A 16837-nucleotide genomic window follows, 5' to 3' on the forward strand; every position below is an offset into this window, starting at 1 on the left:
ATGTGGGAGTCGGTAGGTCCCACTCCGCATCCCCGTCCGGAGGAACACCATGGAAATCAACCGCAAGTCGCCCGCCTCCACCGCCCCCACCGCCCGCACGGACACCTCTCGCGCCCAGGCGCCCAAGGCGAAGCCCCTGACGGTGCGTGACGGCTTCGACGCGCAGGGTGCGCGGCCCTCCAACTTCGTGGACCGTCCGACGGGCCGTCCCGCGACGCCGGGCGCCAGCGTGCCGGCGTCGGCGTTCACCTTCGGTTCCTCCAACGTCGCGGTGAAGCCGGGCGCGAACAAGGTCGCGGACGCGAAGCCGGTGGACGGCTCGCAGCCCAGGCCCAAGCTCACGGGCGAGCCGGTCATCGCGGTCATCGACGGGGGCGTGGACTACAAGCACACCGACCTGGACGACTCGATGTGGACGAACCCCGGGGAGATTGAAGGGGACGGCATCGACAACGACGGCAACGGCATCGCGGACGACATCCACGGCTTCAACGTGGGCACCGGCAAGGGCGACCCGTTCAAGGGCGAGGGCACGGACCACGGCACGCACGTGGCGGGCATCATCGCGGCCGAGGACAACGGCGAGGGCAACACCGGCATCGCCGCGGGCAAGGCGAAGATTCTGAGCGTGGGCGGCCTGTACGACGGCGCGGACCTGCTCACCAACTTCGAGCGCTCGGTGGACTACCTGGTGAAGATGAAGACCGAGCACGGCGTGAACATCCGCGCCGCCAACGCGAGCTTCGGTGACTCCTACCGCGACGCCGCGTCCCAGAAGCGCTGGCAGGCCGCCATCCAGAAGCTGGCGGACGCGGACATCCTGCTCGTCGCGGCCACGGCCAACGGCAACGGCAGCAACATGAACAACGTGCCGGACATGCCCGCCAACGTGGACCTGCCCAACGTCATCACCGTGGCGTCCATGGACCGCAACAACGACAAGCTGGCCCGCTTCTCTTCGCACGGCGACAAGGTGGTGGACCTGGCCGCCGTGGGCGAGGACGTGCTCAGCACCGTGCCCGGCAACGACTGGGAGGAGATGAGCGGCACGTCCATGGCCACCCCCACCGTCGCCGGCACCGCCGCGCGCATGTTCGCGGAGAACCCGGACCTGACGGCCGTGCAGGTGCGCGACCTCATCCTCAAGACGGTGGAGAAGGATCCGGACCTCAAGGGCAAGGTCATCACCGGCGGCAAGCTGGACATCCAGGCCGCCATCGACGCCGCCAAGGCCACCGTGGAGCCCAAGCCGGAGCCGCAGGCCGTCGCGGCGCGTTGAGCGCTTCGCCGCGGTCTCCTTCCGGGCCCCGCTCGCCACGTCCGTGGCGGGTGTGGGCCCGGATGCCGTTCCGGGGCTAGGGTTGCGGAAGTTCCCACGTCCGTGAGCCCTCCATGCGCGCGCCTTCCGTGATGCGTCTCGTCGTCTTGTCCGTGCCCCTCCTCGCCGCGCCCGCGTGGGCCATCGAGCGCTGCTCGTTCCAGGGCAAGCCCATCAACCTGGACAACGGAAACACCACCGCGAACCTCACCGGCACGGTGCGCTGCGTGGACGAGGACACGAAGAAGGAGACGCACACCGTCTCCTTCAAGGACGGCAAGCAGGACGGCTGGGAGGTGCGCCGCTGGTCCGACGGCCGCGCCGTGGAGCAGGAGTACCGCGCCGGCAAGCGGCACGGCGGCTACAAGCGTTACGAGGACGGCCGGCTGGTGGAGACCTCCCACTACGTGGACGACCACGAGCAGGGCGAGTCGCTGCGCTACCACCCCAACGGGCAGGTGTCCCGGCGCGTGGACCGGCAGCCCGAGGACGACAAGAGCACCTTCGCGGACTACGACGAGACCGGGCGGCTCCTGAAGGCGGGCTGCGGCCTGCAGACGTCCTGGGAGGCGGGCCTCAAGGACTGCGTCTGGAAGGGGCCCTCGCCCCTCGTGTTCTTCCACCCCAACGGGCAGAAGCGCGCCGTCATCCCGCTGAAGAACGGGCGGCGCGAAGGCGTGACGGAGCTCTTCGACAAGGACGGGCAGCGCCTCGCCACCAACGCGTTCTCCGCGGGCCTGCTCGACGGCGTGAGCACGCGGTACGCCGACGGGAAGGCCCTCTCCTCCACCACCTGGGCCAGGGGTGAGCGGGAGGGCGACGAAACGGAGTTCTTCAAGGACGGCGGCAAGAAGCAGGTCGTCACCTGGAAGGGCCGCCAGCAGGTGAAGCGCGTGGAGTACTTCCAGAACGGCGAGCGCAAGCACGAGCTCGTCGTGACGGGAGACCGCGCGGTGGAATCCGAGTTCGACGACAACGGCGTGCTGCGCGAACGGCAGAACCAGCTCAAGGGGGAGTGGCACAACGGCTTCGACCCCGATGGCGTGACGGAGACCTTCCTCCCGGACGGAGGCGCGGAGAGCCGCGAGCACTACGTGAAGGGCAAGGCGGAGGGCCGCCGCCAGGTCTGGGCGGAGAACGGAACCCTCATCGAGGACTCGCAGTGGGCCAACGGCCGCGTCACCGAGCGCAAGCGCTGGAACCCCGACGGAGGCCTCGTGGAGGACGAGGCCTTCTACGAGGACGGCTCGCGCAAGAAGAAGCAGTAGCGGGCACGCGGGGGAGCGCCACCTTGACGGTGGATGGCGGCAATATTACTGCCATCATCCATCATGACGCAGAAGACGGAGCAGAAGCAGAAGTCGCATGACGCCATCCTCGCGTCCGCCGCCGCGTTGCTGTTGGAGCGGGGCATCCAGGCCAGCTCCATCATGGACGTGATGAAGGGGGCGGGGCTCACCGTGGGCGGCTTCTACGGGCACTTCGAGTCGAAGGAGCACCTCTTCACCGAGACCCTCCGGAGCACCGCCCGCACGGCGTGGAACGCGCTCTTGCGCAAGGCGAAGGAGGACGCGCCGGAGGCGCCCGCGCTGAAGGTGCTGGAGCGCTACCTGTCGCGCAAGCACCGCGACGCCGCCACGCCCGCCTGCCCGCTGCCCAGCATCTCCGCGGAGGTGTCCCGCACGGGGGAGCCCTACCGCGGCGCGCTGGAGGCGGAGCTCCAGGAGTTCGTCCGCTCCTTCGGGGAGCTGCTCCCCGCCGGGGCGCGGCGCCGGGAGAAGGCGCTGGCCGCCATCGCGCTCATGTCCGGCGCGCTGTCGCTGTCGCGCGCCGTGCGCGGCACGAAGCTGGGGGACGAGTTCCTGGAAGCGGCGAGGAAGCTGGGCGCGGAGCTGCTGACGCGCGAGGGGGCCTGAGCGTCGCCCCCTTTCCGCGCATCCCCTCGGCGCATCAGTCGCGCTGGATGGCGCCCTTCGGGACCAGGATGACGACCTGCTTGCAGTCCGAATAGATGATGGAGCTCATGTCCTGGTAGTTGTGGGTCGTCTTGCCGCCGTTGCGGACGATGCCCATGTCGTTGCCCTTGGAGCCGCCGCTGTAGTCCCAGCCGTGGCGCGTCTGGAAGATGATGGCGCCGTCCGGCACCTTCCCGTCCGCCACGAGCTTGCGGTACTGGTCCGCGGTCACGACGTTCGCGGTGGCGTTGCCGTACGGGCTCTTGATGGTCTGCTGCTTGGAGCCCGGGAACGGGATGGACTCCCAGCCCTTGCGCAGCATCTGCGCCATGCCGCCGCGGGGGTTGTTCGGGTCGTTGCCCGTCGCCGCCGGCGTGTTCGGGATGCCCAGCCGGCTCATGTTGTCCAGCGTGGTGCGCACGCAGTAGCCCGTCTCGCCGTTGTTCAGGCGCGCCGTGGCCAGCTTCTTCAGCGTGGGGTCGTTGGTGTTGATGCGGACGCCGTTGCCCAGCACCGCGCCGTTGTTGCTCGTCCCCTGCGTGGAGTCGTTGCCGCCGGGGCGCTGGGCCTGCTGCAGCGCCTTGAACGTGTCCGGGCCAATCTGGCCGTGGTTGCTGCCCGCCTTCACGCCGTGCGCCCGCTGGAAGTCCTCCACGGCCTTCTTCGTCACGGGGCCGAACTTGCCGTCCGCCGGCACGCCCAGCAGTTGCTGCATCTGCTTCACCGCCGGCCCCTGCATGCCCTCGCGCAGGTTGTGGCCGCCCGCCTTCACCTGCTCCATCGAGGGAGCGGCGGTCCACTTCGTCGCGGACCGCCTGGCGCCCGCGTCCTCGAAGGTGTCGGCGGTATGCGCCGGGCGCGCGGCGGTGTTGGTGCTGGTGGCGGTGTTCGTCGCGGCACCGCCGAAGTGCGGCGCCAGCGCCTGCGCGCGCGCCCACACGTCGTTGGAGTAGTCATTGCCCGTGGTGCCCACGTCCATGTTCTGGATGGTGCGGACGTTGCCCGGGCCGGAGTTGTACGCGGCCACCGCGCCGCGCAGCTGCTGCGCCTCCGGCCAGTCCGGGTGGGCCTTCTGCACCTGGTTGAGGTAGCCCTTGAGGATGCCCGCGGCCTGATCGATGTGCTGGGCGCTGGTGGGGCCACCCTGCGTCGTGTGGTAGCGGTGATCCACCTGCATCACGCCAAAGCCGTTGCCGTTGTCGCCGTGGCCCGAGCGGTCCAACGTGGCGCCCGCGCGCGACTCGCGGCTCGCGATGGCCGCCAGCAGCGCCGGGGGCAGGCCGTGCTTGGCCGCAGCCGCCTCGATGTTGCCCTTGAACTTCTGCAGGCGGCCGAGGTCCGTCATCGCCATCTTCGTGGACGCCGCCACGCCAGGCTGAAGCCCGTCCTGCGCCGCCGTGCGCGCGGAAGCGCCCGTCGGCTTGTACTGCGACAGGATGGCGTTCGGGTTCGCGCCGCCGCTCACCGGACTCGCCGTCAGCGCCTGCGAACGGTTCAAGAAGAGGGGGCTCGTGCGCTGGGACGTGGTCGGAGAGAGGCTCATTCGGGGATTCCTCGTTGGCGGCTGCGATTCCTGTCCCGATTATCCAGACACCTCCATGCGAGTTGCGCGAGATCTGGAAATAAAGATCTCGCAGTTTAATCCGCCTAAAACTTTCCACCCAAACTTGTCTGGCCTATGGGATTCGTCACAATTGGGCAACAAAGACACCCGGGTCTGTCTGGCTTCACGGCCGCCGACCCACCGGCCCCATTGGAAAACTTCAATCACACACCACGAACGCAAACGGGGCCTGTCCCCCGGAGGGAACAGACCCCGTGCGCCGTGACATGTCTGTGACGAGGACTAGCTGATGAGGCCGAGGGGGTTCAGCTTGGAGAGGACGTCCTTCACCCCGTCGAACGCGTCACCGGCCAGGTCACCGATTTCGCCGCCCAGGTCCGACAGGAACCCGAGCGCGTCCTTGGCGGCCTCGACGCCGTTCTTCGCCAGGTCGCTCAGATGGCCGACCGCGGCCTCCGCCAGCTGGCCGCCCGCGCCGGCCAGGTCCTTGAGGGCATCCACGCCCGCGTCGCCCAGGTCCGCCACGGCGACGAGCAGCTCCTTGCCGCCCTCCGTGAGGTTGTCCTTCCAGGCCTTGGCGACGTTCTTGAAGGACTCCACGCCGTCCTTGAGCAGGTCGCGGGCGAAGTCCTTGGCCCAGGACACGCGGTTGTCGACGAAGTCCTTGATGGCGCCCGCAGCCTTCGTGGCCAGCTCGCCGCCCTTGCGCGCCATGCTCGACAGCGTGCTGCCCACCCACTCGCCGGCCTTGGAGAGGGCCTCGCCGGGGTTCTGCGCGATGTACTTGAGCGTCTCCACGGCCTGCTCGCCCGCGTTGGCCAGGCCCTTCACCAGGCCCTCCGCCAGCTCGGCGCCCGCGGCGCCCAGGTCCTTCACGGCCCCCCAGGCCTTCTTCGCCAGCTCGCCGCCCTTGGCCAGCGCGTCGCCAATGGCCTCCTTCGCCTTGGCCGCGGCCTCGCCCGGGTGCTGGGCCGTCCAGGCGAGCAGCTCCAGGCCCTTCTCGCCCAGCTCCCTGGCCTTGTTCACCGTGTTGGAGACGAGCGTCGTCGCCCCGTCGATGAGCTCCCGGGCCTTCTCCTTCGCGGCGCCGGTGAGCTTGTCGTAGCCGGCCTTCAGGTCATTGAGCGTGGAGACGGCCTGCTTGTAGAGCGCCTTGCCGGCGTCCGTGGCCAGGTCCAGGCCGGAGTCCACCACGCTCTTGATGCCGTCGAGCGCCTTCTTCGCGGCCTCGCCCGGGTTCTGGGCGATGTACTTGAGCGTCTCCAGGCCCTTCTCGCCCAGCTTCTTCGCGCCGTCGATGACGTCGTCGAGGACCTGCTTCGCCTCCTTCGCCAGCTCGCCGCCCTTCTCGATGGCGGTGTTGAAGGCCTCGGTGGCCGCCTTGACCGCGGCCTCGCCGTACTTGGACGGGTTGCGCACCACGTCCGCCAGCTTGTGGATGACCTTCGCGGCGCCCTTGAGGCCCTCGCCGGCCAGCTCCGCCTGGGACACGCCCACGAACTCGGCGGCCTTCACGGCGCCCTTGGCGCCCTTCTCCACGCCCCACTGGATGAGCTGCGCGGCGCCTTCCGGCCCGTAGTAGGCGGCCATGTGGGCCAGGCCCGCGGGGCCCTGCGCCGCGGCGCCCGCCAGGTTCACGGCCTTCATCCAGTCCGGGGCCTTGTAGCCCTTGGGGTCCTTCTCGAACTTCTCCTTCTCCTGGCTGAAGCCGATGTCCATCGCCAGCTCGGCGGCGCCCAGGAGCACGCTGGCGCCCACGTCCACGGCCACGCCCACGCCGGTGAGGTCCAGCGCGATGCCCAGGGCGCCGTCCGCCGTGTTCAGCACCGCGGCGGTGTGCGCGAAGTAGCCCAGGTCGTTGTTCTTGCCGTGCAGGTCCAGCGACTCCTGCTCGTACTTCACCGCGTCGATGGCGTTGGGCAGCGCGCCCGCCACCGGGACGACCTTCGCCAGGTTCTTGAAGACCTTGCCGGCCACGTCGGCGGTGATCTCCACGCCGATCTTGCCCAGCACCTTGTCCATCACCTTGAGGCCCTGGCCCACCAGCTTGCTGCCCGCCTTGTCCAGGAGCGGGCCCAGGCCCTTCACGGTGGTGTTGAGCGCATCCGCGCCGAGCCCGTCCGTGAGCTTGAGCAGCGACTTGAGCGCGCCGGAGTCCATCTCCTTCACCAGCTTGGAGACGACCTTGGCGGCGTCGTCGTCCAGCTTGCCCGCGAGCTTCGCGAACTGCTCCGTGGTCTTCGGATCCGACAGGACCTCATTGAGGACCTTGTGCTCCAGCCCGCCCAGGCTGCCCACCAGCCGCTTGCCGCCGGCGGCGTCCAACTTGCCCAGCTGGCCCACCAGGTTGTCCAGGGCCTTGGGGTCGGTGATGCCCTTGAGCGCGGCCTCCATCGACTCCGGACCGCCCAGCCTGGTGGCGGCGGCCTCCAGCTTCTTCAGCTGATCCGGCGTGAGCCTGGACGCGAGCTGCGGATCCAACCCCTTCACCTTCACGTCGGCCAGCTGCGAGCCCTGCTGGGCCACGTCCGTCGCGTTCTTCACGCCCGCGTTCTTGAGGACGTCCGTGAAGGCCTTGAGGTCCTTCTTGAGGTCGGGCACCTCCGCCAAGAGCTGCGCGGCGGCCAGCGCCTTGTCCTGCGTGGAGGCGTTGGGGTCCACCAGGGTGATGGCGGCGCCCGCGGCGCGCAGCGAGCCGTCCAGCTTGCGCAGGTCATTGGCGAGCGCGGGGAACTTGTCCCCGGCGAAGTCCTTGAGCGCCTTGCCCAGCTCCAGCGTGGCGCGGGCCTTGTCGGTGGCGGAGGCGTTGGGGTCCGTCCACTTGCCGATGGCGCCCACCAGCTTCTCCGCCGCGGGCAGGCCCTTGAGGGCGGTGTCCAGCACGCCCTTCAGGTCCTGCGGCGCGAAGATGTCGCCCGCGGACTTCGCCAGCGTCAGGGCGGCCTGCGCCTTGTCGGTCGTGCTCGCCTTGGGGTCCGTCAGCTTGCCCAGCGACGTGAGCGCATCTGGCTGGGTGGCCAGCTTCGCCAGCTTGTCGTCCTTGAGGCCCAGGCGCTCCAGCGCGTTGGGGACGGTCTCCGGGAACTGCGAGGCCAGCTCGCCCAGCGCGGTGGCCTTTTCGGAGAAGGAGCCGGTGCCCAGCTTGTTGAGCGAGTCGTAGGCCTTCTTCAGGTCCTCCTTCTTCTTGTCCTTCAGCTCCGGGAAGAGCTTGGGCAGGTCCTCCGGCTTGTCCGGCAGCGCCTCCGCGTGCGGCGGCTTCGGATCCGCCGCGGGGGCCGCGCCGTTGACGTCGGCCCGCGCCGGGACCGCGCCGCTGGCATTCGCCTGCACCGGGCCGCTGAGGGGACGCGCATGCCCGCCACTGAGGCCGAGCGGCGTGGCGACCGGGCTGGTCGTCTCACCCGTCAGCCGGTTCACCCCGTTGCGGTTCTGCGCGCCACCCGACGAGAACCCATCATTGAAGAGCTTCACCGTGGGCTGCTTCGTCTGCTGTTGCTGCTGCAGCTTCGCGGCTTGCTCGGCGGCGGCCTTCGCGGCTTGCTCGGCGGCGGCCTTCGCGGCGGCGGCGGCGCGCGCTGCGGCTTCGGCAGCGGCCCGCGCAGCGGCTTCGGCGGCGGCACGGGCGGCAGCGGCGGCGGAACCATCGATGGGGGTGGTCATGGGCAGGACTCCTACCTTTTCGAGAATCGAGAAAGTCCTCGGGATTCTCTACATTTCGCGGCGAATGTTGCGTGACTCTCCGCAATCCGTGAATCCCGTGGCGATGACCTCGGTACGAGTGTGTCGCTCCGCGGGTTACATGGATTGCGCGGCCTCTGCCTGACGCAGGGAGACATAACGGGCGCTATGTCATTTCCACGGTGCGCCCCGTTCCTGGCCATCCGCGTCATGCCCTCCAGGGTGATTCAGGCCCGGGCTTCGGAGCGGAGCATCCACTGGCCCAGGCCCACGCACGCGGCGGAGGTGAACAAGGTCAGCGGCCACGCGACGCCGAAGGGGGCATCAACTGCCATGAGCAGCGGCAATGGCGTCCAGCCCGCGAGGAAGGATGCCGGGGTGAGCCACAGCGCCCGGAGGCCGCGCGTGAGCCCCTGGATGAGGCCCAGGGCAAGCCCGGTGAGGGCAAGGCCGGCGAAGAGCGCCAGGGCGTAGGCCTTGTTGAACATCAGCATGTAGACGCCCAGCAGCGGAAAGACATGCACGAGGCCAGGGAGCCAGACGAGGAAGGCAGACAGCATCCAGCGGCGCGACGGCGGAGACCTGGGCATGGGCCCCAATCCATCGCATGTCCCGCGGCCTGACCAGCCACGCGAGCGGATACTGTCCGTCCGGGCACTGCCTCCTCGGGTGCACAGGCACCGAGCGAAGCCGTGAGCAGCACCCCCATCATCCGACGGCGGGTGGAGCGCGGAGGAAGCGGCCAGGCCGGAGCGTTCATGCCCCTGAGCCCGCCTTCCCTGCGTCCATCGCAAGCCCTACTGCGCCGTCTCCAGTTGGGCCTGACAGGTCTTGATGGGGGTGTTGCTGACGCCGTTGCAGGCGTAGCCCTGCCGGCAGTGGGCGTCGAGTTCACAGACGGCCGAGCACATCAACGTGTCGGCCTGGCGCGTGCACAGCGTGTACGCGGCACAGCCTCTGGCCTCCCCTTCCACGGTGCAGCCCTGCGCGCAGAAGCCGCCGGGGAAGTCCTTGCGACAGGTGAGACCGGATTCACAGCCATCCGTGCCGCAGGGTCCCCCCACGCCGCCATTGCTGCCTCCACAGGCGAGGAGGGGGAGGACCGCCAGCAGGGGGAACAGCCTCCGGGTGCATCGCATGTGGAATCCGCTCAATTCCATGCAGGGCCGGCCCCCCACCGGGGCCAGCATGCGACTCGCCGGACAGCGTGTCCACCGCCGCGTCTGCCTTTCGTCCGTTCGCGACCCATGTCTATCCAATCGGCTGGGTGCGCTGGAGCAGCCAGTCGCGCGCGGCGCCCTGGACGTGGGGCTGGAGCCGCTCGCGCACGGTGGCGTGATAGGCATTGAGCCAGTCCTGCTCCTCCCGGGACAACAGGGCCGCGTCCACCAACCGCGTGTCGATGGGGCAGAGGCTGAGCGTCTCGAAGCGCAGGAAGTCGCCGAACTCCGTCTTCCGGTCCGGCACGGCGGCGATGAGGTTTTCGATGCGGATGCCCCAGCGGCCCGGCCGGTAGAGGCCGGGTTCGTTGGAGGTGATCATCCCCGGCTCCATCGCGGTGGTGATGTCATTGGACATCGTCGGGGAGAAGCCGTGCGGCCCTTCGTGGACGTTGAGGAAGAAGCCCACGCCGTGGCCCGTGCCGTGGCCATAGTCCAGCCCCTCCGCCCAGAGCGGCGCGCGCGCCAGCGCGTCCAGGTTCGGGGAACGGGTGCCCCGGGGGAAGCGGGCGCGGGACAGGTTGATCATCCCGCGCAGCACCAGCGTGAAGTCGCGACGCTGCTCGGGCGTGGGCTCGCCCACGGGCACCACCCGGGTGATGTCCGTGGTGCCGGACGTGTACTGGCCGCCGGAGTCGATGAGCAGCAGGCCCTGGGGCTCCTGCCCCGGCAGGCACACCGTCGCGTGCGAGGTCCGCGTCGCGCGGTAGTGCGGCATGGCGGCGTTCGCGTTGAACGCGGCGATGGTGGAGAAGCTGAGCGACACGAAGCCCGGGCGCTTCGCCCGCTCCGCGGAGAGGCGCTCGTCCACGGTCAGCTCGGTGATGGGCTCACGGCCCAGGGCGGACTCGAACCAGGCGAAGAACGCGCACAGCGCGGCGCCGTCCTGCTCCATGGCGTCGCGGAAGTGCGCGAGCTCCGCGTCCGTCTTGCGCGACTTGGCCACGGTGGACGGGTTGAGCCCCTCCACCACGGTGACGCCCTTGCCCACCGCCTGCCTCAGCCCGTAGGTGATGCGCCGAGGGTCCACCAGGAGCCGGGCTCCCTCGGGCAGCGCCGCCAGCGCGCGGGCCGCCTCGTCGTACGGGTGCAGGGTGATGCCGTCCGCCTCCAGCGCCGCGCGCAGCGCGTCCGGCACCTTGCCCTCGCCAATGAACAGGCGGGCCCCTCCGGGCTCCACCAGCAGGTGCGCGAGGAACACCGGGATGTGGTCCACGTCCGCGCCGCGCAGGTTGGTCAGCCACGCGACGTCGTCCAGCGTGGAGATGAAGTGATGCGTGGCGCCCAGCACGCCCATCTCCGCGCGCACGGCCCGCAGCTTGTCGGTGCGCGACACGGGCGACAGCGCATGCGCGTACACGGGCGCGGCGGGGAGGGGCGGCCGGTCCGTCCACGCCTCCGCCACCACGTCCAGGTCCGTGCGCAGCACCACCCCCACCGCCGACAGCTGCGCTGCCGCCGCGCGGGCCTGCCCCAGCCCCAGCACCGCCCCGTCCACCGCCACCGTCTGCCCCTGCGGGATGTTCGCGGCCAGCCAGTCCAGCGGGGACTGTCCGGGCGCGTTCGTCGTCCGCACCGTCGCGATGCCGCTGCCCTTCAACTGGGCGTCGGCCTGCTCCCAGTAGCGGCTGTCCACCCAGAGGCCCGCATCGTCGGCGGTCACCACCAGCGTGGCCAGCGAGCCGGTGAAGCCAGACGCCCACTCCCGCCCCTTCCAGCGGCCCGGCAGGTACGTGGACAGGTGCGGGTCGCTCGTCGGCACCCAGACCGCCGCCACACCGCGCTCCCGCATCACCTGCCGCAGCCGCGCGATGCGCTCGCGCGCCGCGGCCCCCTGCGTCTGCTCAAGGCCCATGGCTTCCTCCGTCGTTGTGCCGTGCGTCCTCATGCCGGAAACAGCCCGCCTTTTCGAGCCCCTCCCGCACCGGCTGTCACCGTCCGCGTCAAGACTTCCGGGGATACGGTGGTCGGTCGGGGGACGCCTGCCGGGGCTCACTGCGCCGCGAAGGGACGATGTGTTGTCCGTTGATGAAAAAGCGCCGCGCACCCCTGGGCCCTTGCTCGCAGGTGCTTACCAGGCTCGTGGCCGTGGTGGGGGAGCACCCGGCTGGCTCCACCCGTCACCTGGAGCAGGCCTGGGTTCCCACCCGTACGACGCGTCCTCGCCATCCTTCCCTACGTTCCGCTGCCTTCGGATACGGGCGGCCCCCTGCGTACGCTCGAGCGGGTACGGGCCCTCGCCTCGCGCTTCACGCTCGACGTGTTCGCGCTGCACCGGCCCGGCGACGACGCCGAGGGATTCAAGCGCTGGCTGGGAGACCTGGGCGTGCCGGCCTCGCGGCTGCATCTGATGGAGCAGCCGCGCCTGGCACCTGGAGAGGCGCTGAGCAGCCCCCAGGCCTTCCTGCGCGGCACGCCGCGCACCTACGTCCGCTTCGCGAGCCAGGGAGTCCAGGACGCACTCCGCCGGGTGCTGGCGGAGCGCGCCCCCTTCGACATCATCCACTTCGACCACCTGAACATGGCGCAGCTGTTGCCGCTGGCGCGGCAGCTCAATCCGTCCGCGCACCGGATCATCAACGAGCACAACGTGGAGAGCCAGCCGAATCCCCGAGGAGGAATGGCCAGTTTGCTCGAGGCTTCGGTCCTGGGGGAGACTCGGGGGAATCCGACGTCCATGGGCCCTGGGGCCACCGGAGCCCTGCTTGGGAATCCCTGATCACGACTTCCAGCTCCTCACCTCATGCGGCGACCAGTCCGAGGCCGCGCTCGTGCGGGCCCTGCTGGAGGCCAACGGCATCCCGTGCGTCGTCCAGGGAGAGCAGCACCGGTCCATGCTGGGCGTGGCCGGGACGTACATCGATCTCCGGGTGCTGGTCCCCGCCAACGAACTGGCGCGCGCCCACGAGCTGCTCAAGAGCGTGCCGCAGGAGGAACCGTCCGGAGGCGGCCCCGCCGCGATGCCGGACCTTGATTCCGAAGAGGCCCGCTGCGCGGTGCACGGGCAGCGCGCCACGCGGACCTGCGAGCGGTGCGGCACCTTCCTGTGCGCGAGCTGCGATGGCGCCAGCACCGGCCTCTGTGAGGACTGCGCCGACCGGAAGGGTTCGAGCGCCCAGGACCGGCGCGGCCGGCGGCGAAAGATCGTCGCGTGGGGGATCCTGCTCTTCATGTTCGGCCCGCTCCTCCTCCTCTTGCTGGCGAGCACCCTCCACGCCCTGCTGCGCTGAAGTCGTGAGACGGGCGCAGTGACCGGGAAGGGCTGCACTCCGCATGGACCTGAAGCCCTTCCGTCCACGCCTCGCCGCCGTCTTCACCGTGGCCCTGGCCACCACGTGCGCCGCCACGCCCCCGCCACTCCCGCTCCACTCACCTCACGAACAGGTGGCGCTGTTTCAATTCCTGGCGGAATTGTCTCGCGCGCCCTGACCTTTATCCGTCAGCCACGCGAGAATTGTCGACCTAGCATGAAATACTTGAATTACATGTTGACAACATGCAAAGCCCCGTCGGGTTTCACAGACAAGGGAGTCCGACGTGTTTCGACATGCTTCACGCTGGTTCACGACGTTCGTGCTGGGCCTCACCTGGATTCAGACGGGGTGTGCCCCCGCTGCCCCCCCCACCCTGCAAACACCGGAGGCGGCGTCGGTCACGCAGCCGCTGCTGGCCGGTGATCGGTCGCTGCTGGGCACCACCGCGCTCCCGGCCGTGGAGGCCGCGGACGACAGCGGCGCGGTGGAGCTGGGCGTGCGCTTCCGCAGCGATGCGCCCGGGCGGATCATGGGCGTGCGCTTCTTCAAGGGCGCGGGCAACACGGGCACGCACACCGGCAGCCTGTGGACGGCGTCCGGCGCGCTGCTGGCCACCGCCACCTTCCAGAACGAGACGGCCTCCGGCTGGCAGGAGGTGCGCTTCGCCTCCCCGGTCACCATCTCCGCGGACACGAACTACGTCGTCTCGTACTACGCGCCCGCGGGGCACTACGCCGTGACGGGCAACGGCTTCGCGTCCGCGCTGGATGCGCCACCCCTGCACGCGGAGGCGACCAACAATGGCCTCTACCGCTACGGCACCAGCGGCTTCCCAACCAGCACGTACAACGCGAGCAACTACTGGGTGGACGTGGCCTTCCAGCCCAACGACACCACGCCCCCGCGCGCGCCCACCAACGTCACCGCCACGCCCAACTCGCCCACCGCCATCGACCTGACCTGGTACGCGTCCGTAGACGGCACCGGCGAGACGCAGGGCAACGCGCGCTGGCACCTGGTGTACCGGGGCAGCCAGCTCATCGCGGAGCTGCCCGGCACCACCACGCGCTACCGCGACACCGGCCTGTCTCCGGCCACCGCGTACACGTACACCGTGCGCGGCCGTGACGCCGCCGGCAACGTGAGCGTGGCGTCCTCGTCCGTCACCGCCACCACGCTGGCGAACGCCGCGTGCAATCCGTGCAGCCTGTGGGACGCCGTCACGGGCGCCCCGCAGTTCGAGAACGCGGACGCCACCCCGACGGAGGTGGGCGTGAAGTTCCGCGCCGACGTGGCGGGCACGGTGACGAAGGTCCGCTACTACAAGGGCAGTACCGACAACGGCCCGCACGTGGGCCACCTGTGGAGCGCCACCGGCACGCTGCTGGCCACCACGGAGACGACGCCCGCCGAGACGGGCTTCGGCTGGCGCGAGCTGTCCTTCCCCACGCCGGTGAGCCTGGCCGCGAACACGACCTATGTCGTGTCGTACTTCGCGACCGGCGGGCGCTACGCCATCACCCCGAACTACTTCAGCACCGCGGGCGTGGACGTTCCCCCGCTGCACGCGCCCTCCACCGTGGAGGCCGGCGGCAATGGCGTGCGCAACCTCAACGGCAGCGCCTTCCCCATGGAGGCGTGGCTCAACACCAACTTCTGGGTGGACGTGACCTTCGTCCCCGCGACGACCGGCGGTCCGGCGACGGTGGACCTGGCAGTGCAGCAGTCCTTCCCTGATGGCGCGGGCGCCAACGGCGACGTGCTCCTCTACGACATCACCGTGACGAACCAGGGCACGGCGACCGCCACCAACGTCACGCTCGACGTCCCGGTCCCCACGGGCCTGAGCTACTTCTTCTATTCAGCGAACGCCCCCGCCATCAGCGGCGGCTTCTGCTCGTTCGTCAGCGACCTGCAGTGTGGCGCGCCCACCCTGGCGCCGGGTGCGAGCTTCACCGTCCAGGTGCAGGCCATCCCCTTCAGCACGGGGACATTCACCAGCCAGGCCACGGTCTCCTCCTCGCAGACGGACGGCGTGCCGGGCAACAACACCCACGCGCTGGCCATCCCGGTGGGGCCGTCCACCAACCTCGTCACCTTCGACGCCTTCCCCGGTCAGGACGAGACCTTCAACGGTCCGCACGGCCCCATCCACTTCGGCCTCAACCGCTGGTACATCGCGTCGCCCTGGGGCGGCTTCGACACGAAGAGCATCTCGTTCAATGGCGGCGGCCTCTCCCAGGCCAGCCTGTCCATCTTCGGCCAGCGGCGCATCCTGGGCCTGGATGCCTTCACCTGGGACAGCGGCGCCACGCTCACCCTGAGCTGCATCGACCTGCCCACCCTCACCTTCCCCCTGACGGCGGGTCAGGTGACGCATGTCGTCCCCACCTGGACGGCGCCCTGCACGGTCTTCACCGTGACGACGTCCAACGGCTGGGACACGAACTTCGACAACCTGGAGCTGTCGCCGCGCCCCTGAGCGCGTGACTCACGAAGGGGCGGGCATGCCTCGCGGATGCCCGCCGCCTCCCGGGTCCTCTGAACGCCGCGGCGTCCCTGTGACGTGGTTCGCCGCTGCTACGACGGCCGCTCGCTCCCGCATGCGGCGGCGCGCGAGCGCAGCAGCGCCTGTTCCTTCGCGTTGCGCGTGAGGGACGCGGCCCGCTCGAACTCCGCCCTGGCTTCCTTCAACCGTCCCAGCTTCTTGAGCAGGTCGCCGCGCACGCTCGGCAGCAGGTGGTAGTGCTTGAGCGACGGCTCGCCCGCGAGCTGATCCACGAGTTCCAGGCCCACCGCGGGACCGAACGCCATCGACAGGGCGACGGCCCGGTTCAACTCCACCACCGGCGACGGCGTCAGCCGCGCGAGCACCGCGTAGAGCGCCGCGATGCGCTGCCAGTCCGTCTCCTCCGGCGTGCGCGCCCTCGCGTGACAGGCGGCGATGGAGGCCTGCATTACATAAGGCCCCGGAGCACCGGCCTTCTCAGCGCGCTCCAGCGCCGCGAGCCCCCGGCGGATGAGCAATGGGTCCCACAGCGCGCGGTTCTGCTCCAGGAGCAGCACGGGCTCTCCGGACGGTCCCACCCGCGCCCGGGACCGCGACGCCTGGATCTCCATCAGCGCCACCAACCCATGCACCTCCGGCTCGCCCGGCGCGAGCTCCGCGAGGATGCGGCCCAGGCGCAGCGCCTCCTGGCAGAGCTCCGGCCGCATCCAGTCATCGCCCGCGGTGGCGGAGTAGCCTTCATTGAAGATGAGGTAGAGGACCTCCAGCACGGACGCGAGCCGCGCGGACAGCTCCTCGCCCCGGGGGACCTCGAAGGGGATGTTCTTCTCCGCCAGCGTGCGCTTGGCCCGGACGATGCGCTGGGCCACCGTGGGCTCCGGCACCAGGAACGCGCGGGCGATCTCGTCCGTCGTCAGGCCGCCCAGCAGCCGCAGCGTGAGCGCCACCCGCGCCTCCGGGGACAGCACCGGGTGGCAGGAGGTGAAGATGAGGCGCAACAGGTCGTCGCCGACGTCGTCGTCCAGGGCCGCGTCCAGGTCTGGCACCTCCGCCTCCTCCAGCCCGTGCCCCAGCTCCTCGTGCTTGCGCGCGAGCAGCTTGTGACGGCGCAGCTCATCGATGGCGCGGCGCTTCGCGGTGGCCATGAGCCACGCGCCCGGGTTCTCCGGCACGCCCGTCACCGGCCATTTCTCCAACGCCACGACCAGCGCGTCCTGCGCCAGCTCCTCCGCCTGCCCCACGTCGCGCACCATGCGCGCAAGCCCGGCGATGAGCCGGGCCGACTCGATTCTCCACACCGCGTGCACCGCGGCCTGCGCCTTGGACATCGTCACGGCGC

At 70.1% G+C, this 16837-nt stretch carries 13 protein-coding genes; 7 read left to right on the forward strand and 6 right to left on the reverse strand.

The features are described 5' to 3' along the window. Positions 1-49 precede the first annotated feature (49 nt). From KYK13_RS28525 to KYK13_RS28535, 3 genes are all read left to right on the forward strand, one after another. Positions 50-1279: a S8 family peptidase gene (locus KYK13_RS28525; RefSeq protein ID WP_223635904.1), complete on the forward strand. Its 1230-nt coding sequence runs from the start codon at positions 50-52 to the stop codon at positions 1277-1279. A gap of 113 nt (positions 1280-1392) precedes the next feature. After that, positions 1393-2586, forward strand: coding sequence for a toxin-antitoxin system YwqK family antitoxin (locus KYK13_RS28530; RefSeq protein ID WP_223635907.1), 1194 nt, complete (start codon positions 1393-1395; stop codon positions 2584-2586). A 63-nt stretch (positions 2587-2649) separates the two neighbouring features. Beyond that, complete coding sequence (locus KYK13_RS28535) at positions 2650-3234, forward strand: TetR/AcrR family transcriptional regulator (protein ID WP_223635910.1); 585 nt, start codon at positions 2650-2652, stop codon at positions 3232-3234. Between the two features lie 34 nt (positions 3235-3268). Here the strand turns inward: KYK13_RS28535 and KYK13_RS28540 are convergent, their stop codons facing one another. The 5 genes from KYK13_RS28540 to KYK13_RS28560 form a co-directional block, all read right to left on the reverse strand. Continuing rightward, positions 3269-4816, reverse strand: coding sequence for a peptidoglycan-binding protein (locus tag KYK13_RS28540; RefSeq protein WP_223635913.1), 1548 nt, complete (start codon positions 4814-4816; stop codon positions 3269-3271). Positions 4817-5119: 303 nt separating this feature from the next. Beyond that, complete coding sequence (locus KYK13_RS28545; protein ID WP_223635915.1) at positions 5120-8497, reverse strand: Dauer Up-regulated; 3378 nt, start codon at positions 8495-8497, stop codon at positions 5120-5122. Between the two features lie 245 nt (positions 8498-8742). Next, positions 8743-9105, reverse strand: a complete 363-nt coding sequence (locus tag KYK13_RS28550; RefSeq protein ID WP_223635917.1) for a hypothetical protein — start codon at positions 9103-9105, stop codon at positions 8743-8745. A 207-nt stretch (positions 9106-9312) separates the two neighbouring features. Then, on the reverse strand, positions 9313-9654 hold the full coding sequence (locus KYK13_RS28555; RefSeq protein WP_223635919.1) for a hypothetical protein: 342 nt from the start codon (positions 9652-9654) through the stop codon (positions 9313-9315). A 112-nt stretch (positions 9655-9766) separates the two neighbouring features. Then, positions 9767-11590, reverse strand: a complete 1824-nt coding sequence (locus KYK13_RS28560) for an aminopeptidase P family protein (RefSeq protein WP_223635921.1) — start codon at positions 11588-11590, stop codon at positions 9767-9769. Between the two features lie 405 nt (positions 11591-11995). Here KYK13_RS28560 and KYK13_RS28565 point away from each other — a divergent pair, with 405 nt between their 5' ends. The 4 genes from KYK13_RS28565 (at position 11996) to KYK13_RS39125 (ending at position 15471) form a co-directional block, all read left to right on the forward strand. Next, entirely contained in the window at positions 11996-12454 is a 459-nt protein-coding gene (locus KYK13_RS28565) for a hypothetical protein (protein ID WP_223635923.1), read from the forward strand. Next, a complete protein-coding gene (locus KYK13_RS28570) occupies positions 12441-12965 on the forward strand; it encodes a DUF2007 domain-containing protein (RefSeq protein WP_223635924.1) in 525 nt (174 codons plus the stop codon). Before KYK13_RS28565 ends, KYK13_RS28570 begins: the two co-directional genes overlap by 14 nt. Positions 12966-13008: 43 nt before the next feature. Next, positions 13009-13164 carry a hypothetical protein gene (locus KYK13_RS28575; protein WP_223635926.1) on the forward strand — a complete coding sequence of 52 codons (156 nt, stop codon included), beginning with the start codon at positions 13009-13011 and terminating at the stop codon, positions 13162-13164. Between the two features lie 108 nt (positions 13165-13272). Further along, positions 13273-15471 (forward strand): DUF4082 domain-containing protein, encoded by a 2199-nt coding sequence (locus KYK13_RS39125; RefSeq protein ID WP_304504062.1) that lies wholly within the window; start codon positions 13273-13275, stop codon positions 15469-15471. Positions 15472-15569: 98 nt separating this feature from the next. On the opposite strand, the gene KYK13_RS28595 is transcribed toward KYK13_RS39125, so the two are convergent. Then, positions 15570-16826 (reverse strand): RNA polymerase sigma factor, encoded by a 1257-nt coding sequence (locus KYK13_RS28595; protein WP_223646811.1) that lies wholly within the window; start codon positions 16824-16826, stop codon positions 15570-15572. Positions 16827-16837: the final 11 nt, after the last annotated feature.

The sequence above is a fragment of the Corallococcus sp. EGB genome, assembly GCF_019968905.1.
Taxonomy (GTDB): domain Bacteria; phylum Myxococcota; class Myxococcia; order Myxococcales; family Myxococcaceae; genus Corallococcus.